The sequence below is a fragment of the Opitutus sp. ER46 genome (assembly GCF_003054705.1).
Classification (GTDB): domain Bacteria; phylum Verrucomicrobiota; class Verrucomicrobiia; order Opitutales; family Opitutaceae; genus ER46.
Genome location: NZ_QAYX01000020.1, coordinates 38718 through 53355 on the forward strand (window position 1 = coordinate 38718; position 14638 = coordinate 53355).

12 protein-coding genes and 1 tRNA gene are annotated in these 14638 nt (G+C 67.0%); 11 read left to right on the forward strand and 2 right to left on the reverse strand.

Annotated elements, in window-relative coordinates; translation table 11 throughout:
- Window positions 1-191 precede the first annotated feature (191 nt).
- Window positions 192-869, forward strand: a complete 678-nt coding sequence (locus tag DB354_RS06970) for an LON peptidase substrate-binding domain-containing protein (protein WP_158277403.1) — start codon at window positions 192-194, stop codon at window positions 867-869.
- 46 nt (window positions 870-915) lie between these two features.
- Here DB354_RS06970 and DB354_RS06975 read toward each other — a convergent pair.
- Window positions 916-991 (reverse strand) — tRNA-Thr (locus tag DB354_RS06975).
- Between the two features lie 248 nt (window positions 992-1239).
- On the opposite strand from DB354_RS06975, the gene DB354_RS06980 reads away from it, so the two are divergent.
- The 9 genes from DB354_RS06980 to DB354_RS07020 all read left to right on the forward strand — a co-directional run bounded on the left by DB354_RS06980 (window position 1240) and on the right by DB354_RS07020 (window position 11470).
- Window positions 1240-1905: a (2Fe-2S)-binding protein gene (locus tag DB354_RS06980; protein WP_107834736.1), complete on the forward strand. Its 666-nt coding sequence runs from the start codon at window positions 1240-1242 to the stop codon at window positions 1903-1905.
- A 12-nt stretch (window positions 1906-1917) separates the two neighbouring features.
- A complete protein-coding gene (locus tag DB354_RS06985) occupies window positions 1918-4092 on the forward strand; it encodes a xanthine dehydrogenase family protein molybdopterin-binding subunit (RefSeq protein ID WP_107834737.1) in 2175 nt (724 codons plus the stop codon).
- Window positions 4089-5045, forward strand: coding sequence for an FAD binding domain-containing protein (locus tag DB354_RS06990; protein ID WP_107834738.1), 957 nt, complete (start codon window positions 4089-4091; stop codon window positions 5043-5045). Before DB354_RS06985 ends, DB354_RS06990 begins: the two co-directional genes overlap by 4 nt.
- Window positions 5046-5440: 395 nt before the next feature.
- Window positions 5441-6529, forward strand: coding sequence for a tRNA preQ1(34) S-adenosylmethionine ribosyltransferase-isomerase QueA (gene queA / locus DB354_RS06995; protein WP_107834739.1), 1089 nt, complete (start codon window positions 5441-5443; stop codon window positions 6527-6529).
- A gap of 50 nt (window positions 6530-6579) precedes the next feature.
- On the forward strand, window positions 6580-6918 hold the full coding sequence (locus tag DB354_RS07000; RefSeq protein ID WP_107834740.1) for a hypothetical protein: 339 nt from the start codon (window positions 6580-6582) through the stop codon (window positions 6916-6918).
- A gap of 140 nt (window positions 6919-7058) precedes the next feature.
- On the forward strand, window positions 7059-7631 hold the full coding sequence (locus DB354_RS07005; protein ID WP_107834741.1) for a hypothetical protein: 573 nt from the start codon (window positions 7059-7061) through the stop codon (window positions 7629-7631).
- A 12-nt stretch (window positions 7632-7643) separates the two neighbouring features.
- On the forward strand, window positions 7644-9263 hold the full coding sequence (locus tag DB354_RS07010; RefSeq protein WP_107834742.1) for an SPFH domain-containing protein: 1620 nt from the start codon (window positions 7644-7646) through the stop codon (window positions 9261-9263).
- Between the two features lie 36 nt (window positions 9264-9299).
- Entirely contained in the window at window positions 9300-10178 is an 879-nt protein-coding gene (locus DB354_RS07015; protein ID WP_107834743.1) for a hypothetical protein, read from the forward strand.
- 311 nt (window positions 10179-10489) lie between these two features.
- Window positions 10490-11470: an acetyl-CoA carboxylase carboxyltransferase subunit alpha gene (locus tag DB354_RS07020; protein WP_107834744.1), complete on the forward strand. Its 981-nt coding sequence runs from the start codon at window positions 10490-10492 to the stop codon at window positions 11468-11470.
- Between the two features lie 91 nt (window positions 11471-11561).
- On the opposite strand, the gene DB354_RS07025 is transcribed toward DB354_RS07020, so the two are convergent.
- Window positions 11562-12344, reverse strand: coding sequence for a TIGR00282 family metallophosphoesterase (locus tag DB354_RS07025; protein WP_107835019.1), 783 nt, complete (start codon window positions 12342-12344; stop codon window positions 11562-11564).
- Window positions 12345-12778: 434 nt separating this feature from the next.
- Here DB354_RS07025 and DB354_RS07030 point away from each other — a divergent pair, with 434 nt between their 5' ends.
- On the forward strand, window positions 12779-14494 hold the full coding sequence (locus DB354_RS07030; protein WP_146180142.1) for a hypothetical protein: 1716 nt from the start codon (window positions 12779-12781) through the stop codon (window positions 14492-14494).
- The last annotated feature ends 144 nt before the right edge of the window (window positions 14495-14638 follow it).

Below are 14638 nucleotides of genomic sequence, written 5' to 3' on the forward strand. Positions count from 1 at the left end.
GACATCGCCGCTAGATGCGTTGATATTTAATCGCTTACGAATTTACCCATCCAATTTCGCCTGTTTGCGAGGTGGCGTACTTCAAGCCACTGTGTCTCACTTTTTGTGCCAAGTGTGCCACGGTGTTCGCCCGTTGTCGCATTTGATATTGGCACAGCGAGCGCTACCGTCCGCCCCTCGCGATGACCGAAATGGAGATACTGATCCCTGAAGAGGTGCCGGTGATGACGCTGCCCGACACGGCGTTTTTCCCGCAGGCGCTGATGCCACTGCACATCTTTGAGCCCCGGTATCGGGCCATGCTCCGGGACGTCCTGGCATCGCATCGGTTGTTCGCGGTGGCCGGGCTCGATCCCACGAAGGTCGGGCAACCGGGGGCCTTCGAACCGCCTTACCAGATTGCCAGCCTCGGCATTGTGCGGGCCTGCCAAAAGAACGACGACGGCACCTCCAACCTCCTTTTGCAGGGACTTTGTCGCGTGCGGATTCTCGAGATCGTATCGGACACGCCGTACCGGCGCATCCGCATCGAGGCCCAATCGAGCGACCCGGGGGCCTCGCCGGAGGCCAACGAGGGCCTGCGCGGCGAAGTGGCCCGACTGCTCAGCGTGAAATGCCGGCTGTCGGAGGCCGACTCACGCCAACTGGTGAAGTTCATCCGCTCCATCCAGGACCCGGAGGCCTTCGTCGACATCGCGGCCTTCAACCTGTGCAGCGACCAGGCGCTGAAGCAGCGGCTGCTGGAAACACTGGATGTCCACGACCGGCTTCGCCTCTTCGGCGCGCGCCTGCGGACGGAGATCGAGCAGCTCCGGCTGGCCCACAAGCTTCAGGGCAAACTCCCCGACAACCGCGTGGCCGACAATTGAGCCGCAAGCCGGGTGACGAGCCTTCGTCTTTCGCCCCAGCGGAAAATGGAGCCAACAGACGGATTTGAACCGACGACCCACGCTTTACGAAAGCGTTGCTCTACCGACTGAGCTATGTTGGCACGCGAGTGAAGTGCGGAACAAAACCGCCGCTCCGCCAAGCGCAAGCCCAATTTCCTCCGCGCCGCGCCGCTCAAACTCGCGGCCACGCCACGGCTCCGGGGTCACTCATTTTGCCGGCGTTTTCCACCGCCGCCGCAGCACCTTGCACCCGCCGCATTTGTTGCAGCTCACTGGTCAATACTTGCGCAGGAAAGGCCCTTTACCGGCCGAACCCTGAGGCTCACGCTCGGCGAGCACTCCGCTCGCGATGTCACGCGTACCCCCTCCTCCGGAGGATTCCCCGTCCGGGAATTCACTCCTCAACGCTCCTTTCTCGCGGCGCGCTTTCCTGCGTGGCCTCGGCACCACGGCCGTCACCGCCGCCACGATGGGCGCGCATTCGGTGGCCGCGGAGATCGCCCAACTCAACGCCGAGCAGCCCCGCGGCCCCGGCGCCGTCCCGGTCACGCTCCTCATCAATGGCGAACGCCGCACGCTCCAGCTTGAGCCGCGGGTCACGCTCCTCGAGGCGCTCCGGCTTCACGCCGGCCAGACCGGCCCCAAGGAGGTGTGCGAGCGCGCCACCTGCGGCGCATGCACCGTCCTCCTCGATGGCGTGCCGGTTTACGCCTGCATGATGCTCGCCATCGAGGTCCAGGGCCGCGAGATCACCACGGTCGAGGGCATCTCCCGCGACGGTCTCACCGCCATCCAGCAGGCGATCATCAAGGAGGACGGTCTCCAATGCGGTTACTGCACGCCGGGGTTCGTCATGAGCCTCACCGCGCTCCTCAAGCGCACCCCCCACCCGACCGAAGCCGAAGTCCGCAAGGCCTGCTCCGGCCACCTTTGCCGCTGCGGTTCCTATCCGCGCATCTTCGCGGCCGCCCTCGCCGCCAGCCGCGCCCTCGCCGCCAGCCGCGCCAACGCCTAACCCCTCCCCGCCATGCCGTGGCCGACTGAATCCAAGTATCTCGGCAAGTCCCGCCCCCGCCTCGAAGGTCCCGCCAAGGTCACCGGGCGCGCGCGCTTCACCACCGACGTCAACCTCCCGGGGATGCTCTACGGCGCCATCCTGCGCTCCAAGTGGCCCGCCGCGCACATCCGCGCCATCGACCTCTCCGCCGCACTCGCCGCGCCCGGAATCAAGGCCGGCGTCCTCGCCGCCGAGGGCGAGTTCGACGTCTGCTTCCATGGGGCCGAACTCGCCGCCCTCGCCGGCACCTCCGCGCAAGCCGTCCAGGACGCCCTCGCGCTCATCCGCGTCGACGCCGAAACGAAACCGGTCGTGGTCGATGAGATCGACGCCGCCCTCCCCGACGCCCCGCCCGTCCGCGGCAAGGCCGCCAACCTCACGTGCGGCAAACCCCGCGAAAAGGGCAACGCCGACGCCGCGTTCGCCTCCGCCGCGGCGGTCATCGACGGCATCTACACCACCCCCATTCAGATCCATCACCCGCTCGAGCCGCACGGCACGGTGGCCCAGTGGGACGGCGATGACGTGCAGATCTGGACGTCCACGCAGGCCGTCTTCGGCACGCGCGACACCCTCGCGCAGATGCTCAAGCTGCAGCAGAATCAGGTGCGCGTGATCTGCGAGCACATGGGTGGCGGCTTCGGCGCGAAGCTCTCGCCGCACCCGGAGAGTCCGCTTTGCGCGCGCCTCGCCCGCGCCGCGCGTGCGCCCGTTCGCCTGATTCTCACGCGCTTCGAGCAGGCGTTCGCCGTCGGCAACCGGCCGTCCTCGTTCCAGCATATCAAGATGAGCGCGACGGCCGACGGAAAGCTCACGGGCTTCCAACTCGAGTCGTTCGGCACTCCTGGTTTCCGCACCGGCGCCGGCAACGAGGGTGGCAGCGGCGAAGCCGCGTTTCCCGCTCCTTATATCTACCGGCCGACCGACCAGCGCGTCCGCCAGGGTAGTGTCGCCGTCAACGCCGGCCAGTCCTGCCCGATGCGGGCCCCCGGTCACCCCGTCGCCTCCGCCGGCATCGAGGCCGCGCTCGATGACCTCGCCGCCAAGCTCGGCCTGGACCCCGTCGAGATCCGCCTCCTCAACGACCCGAGCGAGATTCGCCAACGCGAGTACCGGATCGGCGCCGAGAAGTTCGGCTGGAAACAGAAATATCATGCGCCCGGCGCCACTCCCGGACCCGTCAAGGTCGGCATGGGCTGCGCCGGCGCCGCCTGGATGAGCCGCTGGTACCCGTCGCAGGCCGAGATCGAAATTCACCGCGATGGCACGGTCGAGGTCCGCGTCGGCACCCAGGACCTCGGCACCGGCTCCCGCACCGTCGCCCAGGTCGTTGCCGCCGAGCAGCTCCAGATTGATCCGCAACTCATCTCCGTCCGTGTCGGCGACAGCCGCCTGCCTTGGTCCGGCCTCAGCGGCGGCAGCCTTACCACCGCCTCCATCGGCCCCGCCATCTACGACGCCTGCGAGAACGCCCTCACCGAGCTGAAGCAGCTCAGCGGACTCCCGGATCCGCGCGGCCCCAACTGGGCCGCCGCGTGCGCCAAGATCACGCGCGCCCCGCTCCAGGTCCGCGGCAAGTTCCGCGACGGTCTCTCCAACACCGGTGCCTGCGGCGTCCAGTTCGCCGAGGTCGAGGTCGACACCGAGACCGGCTTCGTGAAGCTGCGCAAGATGCTTGCCGTCCAGGACTGCGGCACCGTCGTCAACCGCCTCACCTGCGAGAGCCAGATCAACGGCGGCGTCATCATGGGCATCGGCTACGCGCTCTATGAACAGCGGATCATGGATCCGCGCACGGGCGTCGTCCTCAACCCGAACTTCGAGACCTACAAGCTGCCCGGCGCGGCCGACATCCCGGAGATCCAGATCGAGCTCCTCGACATGCCGGAGCGCGGCATCATCGGCGTCGGCGAGCCGTGCACGATCCCGACCGCCGCCGCCATCGCCAACGCCGTCGCCAACGCGATTGGCGTGCGCGTCTTCGAACTCCCGATCACGCCCGCCCGGGTGCTTGCCGCCCTCGGCAAGGTCCCGGCTCCCGACGGCGAGCGCCGCCGCAAGCTGGACCAGGTGTTCGCCACCATCGCGCAAGGCGCCGCCGCACCGGCCCCCGCCCAACCTGCCGCCAAGGAGAGTCACGCATGAAACCCTTCGCGTACGTCACCGCCCGCTCCGCCGCATCCGCCGTCGCCGCCGTCCGCGGCGGCCGCTTCCTTGCCGGTGGCATGGACCTGCTCGGCGAGATGAAGGAGGGTATCAGCTCTCCGGCGACACTCGTGAACGTGAAGTCGCTGCCCGGCGGGACCGACGTCCGCCCCGGCACCACGTGGACCCTCGGCGCGAACGTCACGCTCACCACCTTGGCTTCCGATCCCGCGATCCGCCGCGACCTGCCCGGCGTGGCCGAGGCCGCCGCCGACGTTGGCTCGCCGCAGATCCGCAATGTCGCCACGCTCGGCGGCAACCTCGCGCAGCACTCCCGCTGCTGGTACTACCGGCACCGCGACGTCGTCTGCCGCAAGAAGGGCGGCCGCACGTGCCTCGCCCGCACCGGCCAGACCAAGTACCACTCCCTCTTCACGGGCAACATGTGCCTCAGCCCGTGCGTCTCCAACCTCGCCATCGCCCTTGCCGCGCTCGACGCGCGCGTCGTCATCCAGCGCGGCGAAAAGACCATCACGCTCACCATCGCCGAGTTGTACGCCGACGCCTGGCGTACCGTCGGCGCGCACAACTCGCTCGGCGAGGCCGATCTCATCCTGCGCGTCGAAATCACGCCCGGCGCGCGGCGCAGCGCGTATCTGCAACTCGCCGAAAAGAGCGACTTCGACTGGGCGCTTGTCAGTTGCGCCGCCGCCGCTCGCGTCGACGCCGGCCGGCTCTCGCAGGTGCGCGTCGCTCTCGGTGCCATCGCCCCCACCCCGTGGCAGGTCGAGGCCGCCAACGCCGCGCTGGAAGGCCAGCCCGTGACCGAGACGACCGCGAATCGCGCGGCGGACCTGCTGCTGCAGGACGCCCGCACGACCGACGACAACAGCTACAAGCTGCAGATCGCCCGCGTCCTCATCCGCCGCACCCTCCAGAAGCTGGTAGCCTGAGTTCCTCCAAGTATCTTTCTCTTCCTCTTTCTCTTTCTCGCGAGGGATTGAGGGATTGAGGGATTGAGGGATTGAGGGATTGAGGGATTGAGGTCGCGGGCAGCTTCAGCGCCCGCCCAAATCGTTCTCGTTCTCTTTCTCGTTCTCGTTCTCTCAGAAACGATCCGTCCCGTCCGTCCGGCATCTGCCTTCACCCGCGTCCCGTGGACCATCCCGTCCGTCCCGTCGATCGCCGTGTCGCCTCCGCCACAGCTCCCATCTCGACGCAGCGGGCGACCGATCGAGAGAAAGAGAACGAGTAAGAGGAAGAGTAAGAATCCTGCCGGCGCTGCCCCCTCGGGGTGATCCCGCTTCCTTCTCGCCAGCCGCACCGCCGCCGTTTCAGTTCCCGGGCGATGCCGCCGCTCGCGACCGACCTTTTCGACTACGTCCTCCCGCCGCACCTGATTGCCCAGACGCCGGCGGCGAAGCGCGATGCGTCGCGTCTGCTGGTCGTCGACCGCGCGGCGCACACGTTCGCCCACCATCATTTTGCCGACCTGCCGCAGTTTCTCCGCGCCGGTGACACGCTCTTCCGCAACAACGCCGCCGTCCTGCCGGCGCGCTTGCATGCGCGGCGTCCCACCGGCGGCGCCGTGGAGTGCTTTCTGTTGCGCCCGACCGACGACGATCGCACCTGGCGCTGTCTCGTGAAACCGGGCCGGCGTCTCCCCGTCGATGCCACCTTCGCTCATCCCGACGGCGCGTTCACGGGGCGGATCGTGGCCCGCGAGGCGGACGGCGCCGCGATCGTGCGGTTCACCACGCCCGGCAACGAACCGATCACCGCCGTTGCCAATCGCGTCGGCGACGTCCCGCTCCCGCCGTACATCAGCCGCCCTGACGCGATCGCGCCGCAGCAGCGCGCGACCGACCTTGAGCGTTACCAGACCGTGTACGCCAACACCGCGCGCCAAGTGGCGGTCGCGGCCCCCACGGCCGGCCTGCACTTCACCCCCGAGTTGCTCGCAACGCTCGCGGCGCAGGGCGTCGGCACCGCTGAGATGACGCTCCACGTCGGGCTCGGCACATTCAAACCCATCAGCACCGACACCGTCGAGGAGCACCAGATTCACCGCGAGTTGTACGAGGTCCCCGTTGCCACCCAGCACGCGCTCTTCCCGCCGCGCTCCGGCCGCCGCGTCGCGGTGGGCACCACGAGCGTGCGCACGATCGAGGACTTCCTCGCCCGCAACGCCGCACCACTCGAGCGCGACGTCGTGGCGGAGGCGGGCCTCTTCATCTACCCGCCGCGCGCGTTTCGCGGCGTCGACGCGCTCATCACCAATTTTCACCAGCCGCGCTCCACACTGATGTGCCTGGTCGCCTCGTTTCTCGCGCCCGGGAACACCGATGGCATCGCCTGGCTCCGTGAGCTCTACGCCGAGGCGATCGCCCGCGAATACCGGTTCTTCAGCTACGGTGACGCGATGCTCATTCTCTGAGTCATTTGGACATTCCGCGGGTTTGCCCCATCTGTGTGCCGCCCACCGCCATGATGCCCGACGAACTCCAGACGCTGATTGAAGACGCCACCGCCGACTACGCCGTCGGCGACACCAGCGAGGCCCTGCGCAAGCTGGCGCAGGCGACGACGGCCGCGCCGTCCTCCTTCGAAGCGTGGCACGCCCTCGCTGAGGTGAGCTTTTCCGTCCGCCAGCTGGATGAGGCCCTCCGCGCCGCCGAACACGCCCACGCCCTCCAGCCCGACGACGTGTTCATCAACACGACCCTCTCACGGATCTGGATGGAGCGCGGCGACAAGGCCAAGGCCGAGCACTTCGGCGCGCAGGCCAAGATCAAGAGCTGGAAAGAGCAGCTGAAGCAGGGTTAGCCGCCAACCAGGCTTCGCCCAATGGCTGCCCGGCCGACGCCCAACTGCCAGCGGGGGAAATCTCCCCGATTTTAGTAACTGGGATTCGCTTGCTGCCCCGGGGGGCTGCTGGTTCGATCCCGCCGCTTCCAGCTACCACCATGACGACACTCTTCTATGCCGTGTGTCTCGTTGTCGGCCTGCTCTTCACGCTCATCAGCGCGGTGGCGGGTCATGTTTTCGGCGGCGGCCACGATGTCGCCGGTGGCCAGGACATCGGGACGGGCGGACACGCCGAGGCCGGGTTCGACGATGCCGGCATCCCCGGCATCTCCTTCTTCAGCCCGGTCGTGCTCGCCAGCTTCATCACCGCGTTCGGCGGGTTCGGCATTCTTTTCACCGACATTCCCGCGACCTCGGATGTGTGGCTGAGCGCTCCGCTCTCGATCGTGGGCGCGCTGCTCGTCGCGCTCGGCGTATTGGCGCTGTTTAACGCGATCTTCCGCCGCACCCAGAGCTCGAGCGAATCGCACATCGCCTCCGTCGTCGGCCTGCCGGCGTCGCTCATGTCGCCGATCCCCGAGAATGGCGTCGGCGAGATTGCCTACGTGCAGGCGAGCACCCGCTACACCGCGCCGGCCCGCGCCGAAAAAGGCGTTGCCCTCGCCATGGGCCAGACCGTGCGGATCACGCGCGTCGTCGGCACCCAGTTTTTCGTCGAACCCATCGCCTGAGTCTCTTTCCCCATGAACGTCACGCTGCCCCTGTCCGCCCCGGTTTTGGCCGCCGTCGTCAACACCGACTTCCCGCTCTTCAAGGCGCTCGCCATCGCGAGCATCACGGTCGTCGTCATCTTCGTCTTCCTGGCGATCTTCGCCAGCCGCTACACGAAGGTCGGGCCGAACCAGGTGCTCGTCATCTCCGGCCGCAAGCGGCTGGTCGTCGACCCCGACGGCACCAAGCGCAGCGTTGGCTTCCGCATCGTCAAGGGCGGCGGCGTGTTCGTCTGGCCGGTCTTTGAAAAGGTCGACCTGCTCTCGCTCGAGCTCCTCACGATCGATGTGCAGACCCCCGAGGTGTACACGAGCAAGGGCGTGCCGGTGAAGGTCGACGGCGTCGCGCAGATCAAGGTCAAAGGCGACGACATCTCCATCGCGACCGCCTCCGAACAGTTCCTCGGCAAGTCAAACGACGAGATCCGCAACATCGCCACGCAGACGCTTGAGGGCCACCTCCGCGCCATCCTCGGCACGATGACCGTCGAGGAGATTTACCAGAACCGCGACGCCTTCGCCTCGAAGGTCCAGGAAGTCGCCGCTGGCGACATGGCCAACATGGGCCTCGGCATCGTCAGTTTCACGATTCGTGACATCCGCGACTCGCAGGGTTACCTGGACGCCCTCGGCAAACCCCGCATCGCGCAAGTCAAGCGCGACGCCCAGATCGCCCAGGCCGAGGCGGACCGCGACGCGATGATCAAGTCCGCCCAGGCCACGCAGGCCGGCCAGGAGGCGAAGTTTGTTGCCGACACCCGCATCGCCGAGGCGCAGCGCGACTATCAGACCAACGTCGCCCAGTACCAGGCCGCGGTGAACCAGAAGAAGGCCGAGGCCGACCTCGCGTACGACCTGCAGAAGTTCAAGACCGGCCAGCTCGTGAAGGCCGAAGAGGTGCAGGTGCAGATCATCGAGAAGCAGAAGCAGATCGAGCTGCAGCAGCAGGAAATTCTCCGCCGCCAGCGCGAGCTCGAGGCGAACGTACAGAAGCCGGCTGACGCCGAGCGCTACAAGGTCGAGACCCTCGCCAACGCCCACAAATTCCAGTTGGAAACCGAAGCCGCCGGCGCCGCCGCAGCCGCCAAGGCCACCGGTTTCGCCAACGCCGAAGTTGCCCGCGCCACCGGTCTCGCCGAAGCCGAGGCCAACAAGGCACGCGGTCTCGCCGAGGCCGACATCATCGAGGCCCAGGGCAAGGCGCAGGCCGAGGCGATGCGCCAGAAGGCCGAATCCTTCAAGGAGTACAACCAGGCCGCCGTGATCGAGATGATCGTCCGCGTCCTCCCGGAGGTCGCCGGCAAGATCAGCGAGCCGCTCGCGAAGACCGAGAAGATGGTGATCATCAACTCGGGCAACGGCGTCGGCGGTGGTGCCAGCAAGCTCACCGGCGACATCACCCAGATTGTCGCCCAGCTCCCGCCCGTCCTCGAAAGCCTCACCGGCGTGAAGTTCGACAAGCTCCTCGAACAAGTGCCCGTTCTCCGCAACGCCATGGCCAAGACCCCGGCCGCGGCGCCCGCCGGCGACGTGCGTGTGCCCGAGGTGCCGCCGCTGAAACTCGGCGTCGACGTCACGCCCAAGCGCGACTGAGTCATTCCTCCGCGGCCAGTCGCCCGCCCATCCGCCATGCGCCTGTTTGAAGCGATCCTCGAAGTGAACCGGCGCCGCGTCGCAGGCGACCGCAGCGCGTTCATCCCCGCCGGCACCTTTGCCGACGCGCTGCCGGTGGCCGCCCTTACCTGTTTCGACGCGCGTCTCAACTCGCTGCTGCCCGACGCGCTCGGCGTGCCGGACGACCAGTTCATCTGGTTGCGCAACGCCGGCGGCGTCATCACCGGACCGCTCAGCAGCACGATGCGCTCGTTGGGCCTCGCCAGCGCGCTCAAGGGCGCCCGCGAGATCGTGGTCATCGGCCACAGTGATGGACTCTCCGGAAAGAACACCATGCTCCAGCTGCTCGAGCGATTTGGCACGCTCGGCGTGGATCGGCAGCGCCTCCCCGAAAACCTCGTCGAGTATTTCGGCCTCTTCGGCTCCGAGCGGCAGAACGTGCAGCGCAGCGTAGAGATCGCGCGCGCCAGCCCGCTGATCGGCGCCAAGGTACCAGTGCACGGGCTGCTCCTCGACCTGAAGACCGGGGCTCTTGAGTGGCTCGTCAACGGGTATCAGGATTCCGGAGTCGTCCCCGCCGGTCCGACCGGCACCGCCTTCGCCCGGGCCGAGAACGCGCTCGAGAAGCTCGCGCGCATCGGCCACGCCGTCGATGCCGAGCTGAAGCTCCCGGACACGGGGATCGGCCAAACCCTCTCGGCCGCCCAAGACTGGCTGCATCGCGCCGAACACGTCGCCGCCGCCGTCCTGCCTTCGGACCCGGCAACGGCCGCCCAAGGCCAAGCGACGCCGAACAAGAAACCGACGCCGGCCAGCCCGCTCGAAACCTTGCAGGCTCGCGCCCGCGAATTCGCCGCCAGCCAAGCCGGCCGCAAACCGTCCGGCAAGGGCTGACGTCAGGGGCGCCAGGGCGACAAGCACTCGCGCCGCTCCGAACCTCGCCGGTCGGCCTTCCAGGCCACCCGGCCAAGCCCGCCTCTGAGGTGGGCCAAAGCTGCACGCAAACCCTCTGCATCACACGTAGCCCACTTCCCTGAAGTTATTTATGGAATTCTCATGAACGCGGAAAACCGTGCCCAATTGCTCACACCGGGGGCCCTCGTCCAGCGCCGATGCCCCCATCTTTCGGTCTCCGCCCAGCTGGAAATCGAGCCTAGGGCGGTCCGTTGACAGCGCTCGCGCCGGCCCCCTAGTTTCCCGCCCGCATGGAATCCCCACTCTACGTCCTGGAATTCGAAAAGCCGCTCCGCGAGCTGATGAAGCAGCTGGACGAGCTTCGCCAGCGTTCGATCGAAACGAACGTCGATCTGCGCGCCGAGATCCAGGCAATCGAGTCCAAGATCGAAAGCACCCAGCGGGACATCTACTCCAACCTCTCGCCCTGGCAGAAGGTGCAGATCGCGCGTCATCCGAAACGCCCCTACGCCCTCGATTACGTCGGGATGATCTGTGAGAACTTTCAGGAGCTGCATGGCGATCGGCAGTACAACGACGACCGCGCCTTGGTGGGCGGCACCGCGTACTTCGACGGTCAGGCGGTGATGATCGTGGCCCAGCAGAAAGGCCGTGACCCCAAGGAGCGCATGGCCCGGAATTTCGGCATGCCCAAGCCCGAGGGCTACCGAAAGGCCATTCGCCTCATGCGCCTCGCGGAGAAGTTTGGCATCCCGGTGCTCACCTTTATCGACACCCCCGGAGCGTTCCCCGGCGTCGAGTCCGAGGAGCGCCACGTCTCGGAGGCGATCGCGTATAACCTTCGCGAGATGTCGCTGTTGAAGACGCCCACGGTCTCCATCGTCGTCGGCGAGGGCGGCTCGGGCGGCGCCCTTGGGATCGGCGTCACCGATCGCGTGCTGATCTTCGAAAACAGCTACTACTCCGTCATCTCACCCGAAGGCTGCGCCGCCATTCTCTGGAAGGATTCCGCCGCCGCGCCCAGGGCGGCCGAAGCATTGAAGGTCAGCGCCGATCACCTCGAGAAGCTCGGCGTCGTGGACGAGGTCGTGCCGGAGCCGCTCGGCGGCGCCCACCACGACCCGCAACAGGCCGCGAGCGCGCTGAAGTACATCATCCAGAAGCATCTCAACGACCTGCGCGGACTCTCCACCGACCAGTTGCTCGACGCCCGTTACCAGCGCTACCGGCACCTCGGCGTGTACGAGGAAGCCGGCAAGGTGAAGAGCTGAGTCCGGCAAGACTCCGACGCATATCACCCCGCGCGCGGCTCCTCACGTGAGCCGCCCCATGGTGACATGCGCGTCTCGGGCCGACCTGAGGTCAGCGGCGGACGGTCACCAACTCGATGCTGCGCGCGTTCGCCATCGACGCGTCGATCTCGATCAACGCGCCCGAAATGCGCACGTCCTCCGTCGCCACTTCCACCCGCCGCGGCATGCCGTCCATGAAGCGCGCGATAATCGGGTCGACCACCCGCCCCAGCACGCTCGTGTACGGACCGGTCATGCCCAGATCGCACATGAACGCCGTGCCGCGTGGCAGCACGCGCGCATCCGCCGTCGGCACGTGCGTGTGCGTGCCCACCACCGCCGTCACGCGCCCGTCGAGATACCAGCCGAGCGCCTGCTTCTCTGACGTGGCCTCGGCGTGGATTTCAACGATGATCGCGTCCGCCTGCGCCTTGAGTTGATCGATGAGGCGATCCGCCGTCAGGAACGGGCAGTCTGCCTTCGTGTTCATGAAGCTGCGGCCAAGCACCGTAAACACGGCCACGCGGAAGCCGCGCGTCTCGATAATCACGTGATCCCACCCGGGGCACTTCGCCGGGAGATTTGCGGGCCGGCAGACCTTGTCCACCTGGGTAATCTCCGTTTCCCAGCCCCGCTGGTCCCAGACGTGGTCACCCAGCGTGATCGCGTCGACGCCCGCCTCGAGCAGCGATTTGGCAATCGACCCCGTGATGCCCGCCCCGGCGGCCGCGTTCTCCGCGTTCGCGATCACGAAATCCAAGCCCATATCGAGCCGCAGGCGCCCCAACTTCTCCAGGATGATCTCCCGGCCCGGACGACCCACGATGTCACCGATAAAGAGCAGCTTGAGCATGATTTCACCCTGAGGCTCCGCCGGCATGGTGCCACACGAAAAATCGACGCGCCCGCCCTTGCTCCCAAATGCACCGTCGGGAGCGCCCCGCCAACGATGCTCCGCGGACGCCGATTTCGACACCTGCCTCTGCTCAGGCCGGCGACTGGAGCACGGCGTCAGACAACCGCAGGCATATGGGCGCGTACGAGCCCCTGATTCTCCTGCACCTTCGGGAGCATATGTGGGCGCCCACAACCGGAGAATCGGCCGACTTGGCACCAAATTGGTTGTCAGCAACCAACGCTCACTCTGGACGTCGGCACGTATCGGCGGCATCGGCACTGCAATATATTGATAAATAGCATCTAACGCGATTACTGTAAGCCTTGGCACGCGCCACGCATAGGATTACGCCAGTCGTTTCCTTTCTCTCTCTCAACCCCGTATCCGCCATGTGTAAACGATCCGCTCTCCTCGTTCGCCCAGCTCTCCTCGCCGTTGCCGGGACCCTGCTCTCGTTTGCCACCGCGAGCTCCGCGATGGCAACCACCACGGCTCCCACCTCGAGCGGAGGTAGCGCGCCCGTCTCGTCCAACGCCTACATCGAACAGCCGCAGTCGAGCGTGACGACCGTCACGACGCCCGTCTGGGGCGGCACCTACTACGGAGGCAGCTCCGGGTACTACGGCAGCAGCCATTGGAACACATTCACCCCGGGTTGGGGCTACTCCTCCGCGACGACTTGGCGGCCACGCCGTTATTTCTTTCCTCCCACCCCTCCCGCGCTCGGCGAATCCTATCCGCGCAATCGCACGCGCTCGGCGAGCCTGAGCCTCTCAACCATCCCGCTCGAACTCTCCGAGCATGTGAACGAGCCGTACTACTCGCCGCTCAGCCCGTTCCTGTACGAGGAGAGCCTCTCGAAAAAGCGCCGCAAGATGATCGACGACTACTCGGCGGCCAAGACCGCCCTCGTCGACGAGCTCCGCGCCAAGATCGAATCTGTCCGCGCGCTCGACCCCGCAGCCCGCGAAGCCCAGCTCGCCGATTTCGCCCGCCAGCAGGAGCCCCGCGCCCTCGAGGTCGAAAAGATGGGCTACGCGATCCGCGACGAGTTCACCGGCTGGAGCCTCTTCTCAAACAGCTCCGACTGGAACGAGGCCCGCGACTGGCGCCTCGGTGACGACACACGTTGGGAATCGAATCTCGACGAGGCCAAGCTCATGCGCGGCGCCTCCTATTTCCAGGAGGGACTCTCGCCCGCCCAGCGCCGTCTCCTGCGCGAATACGCGATGGAGCTCGATGACTCCGGCCGCGGCCCCATGGCCGAGATCGGCCTCGATGCCCGCGGGCCCTACCTGTACTTCAGCCCCGAGACCAGCCGCTTCCGCCTTCCTGCCAGCCTGCCCGCCGAAACCCGGACGCTGATCGCGAACTACACCAAGGAAAAGTCCGCCCTTAAGAAGGAACTGCGCGATGCCCTTTATCGCGAGGACCGCCGCTGGTTCGGTTCGAAACGCACCGCCGCCATGAAGGCGCTCGCCGAGGCCCAGGCCACCCGCCTCGCGGCGCTCGACACCATGGCCGAGGAAATCCGTCGCGCGCTCGTCGCCTACCCGCTGCCGAACCGCCCGCGCGCCGCTACCCCGGCGATCCCGCAGGAGTTCCGCAACCGGCTCGCGAAGTTCGTCGAGGACCGCGACGGGTACCAGCGCACGATGAACAAGCGTCGCGCCGACCTCGCGAAGCAGTTCTCCACCTCTCGCGTCGAGTTCGTGAAGATGGCCGGTGGCTTCGGCATCCAGCTCGTCCCCAGCCGCAAGCTGAACGCCGAGGACAGCGCCAAGGCCCAGGCGGTCGTCGCCGAGCTCGCCTCCTTCAACGCCGAGCAGATCAAGACGTACGATCGCCTCGTGCAGGAGAAGGAAGCCATCCGCGAGGCCCTCATCAACGCCTCCGGCCCGCTCGCCCCGCTCGTCTCCACCCGCATCGTCGACCTGATCCTGGCGGACTACTCCCGCACCATCCTCGTCGAGGAACTCTGGCGCCAGTACCGCGATTATGAGGACGCCGTTCTCCTCCCGGGCCTCGCCCCCGCCCAACGGCGCATGCTCTACGATGCCGCCCTCGTGAAGCTCGATCAGCAGACTCCGTCCTACACCTACTGATCCGAACTTCGTCCCTTTGGGTTAGAAGCAAAGTCAGGCGGAGCCGGCCCCGCGATCATGGCCGGCTCCGCAAGCCCGGCAGCCGCATTGCTGCCGGGCTCTCTTTTTTATCGCCCGCGCACCTCCGGCCTGCCGATTGCCACC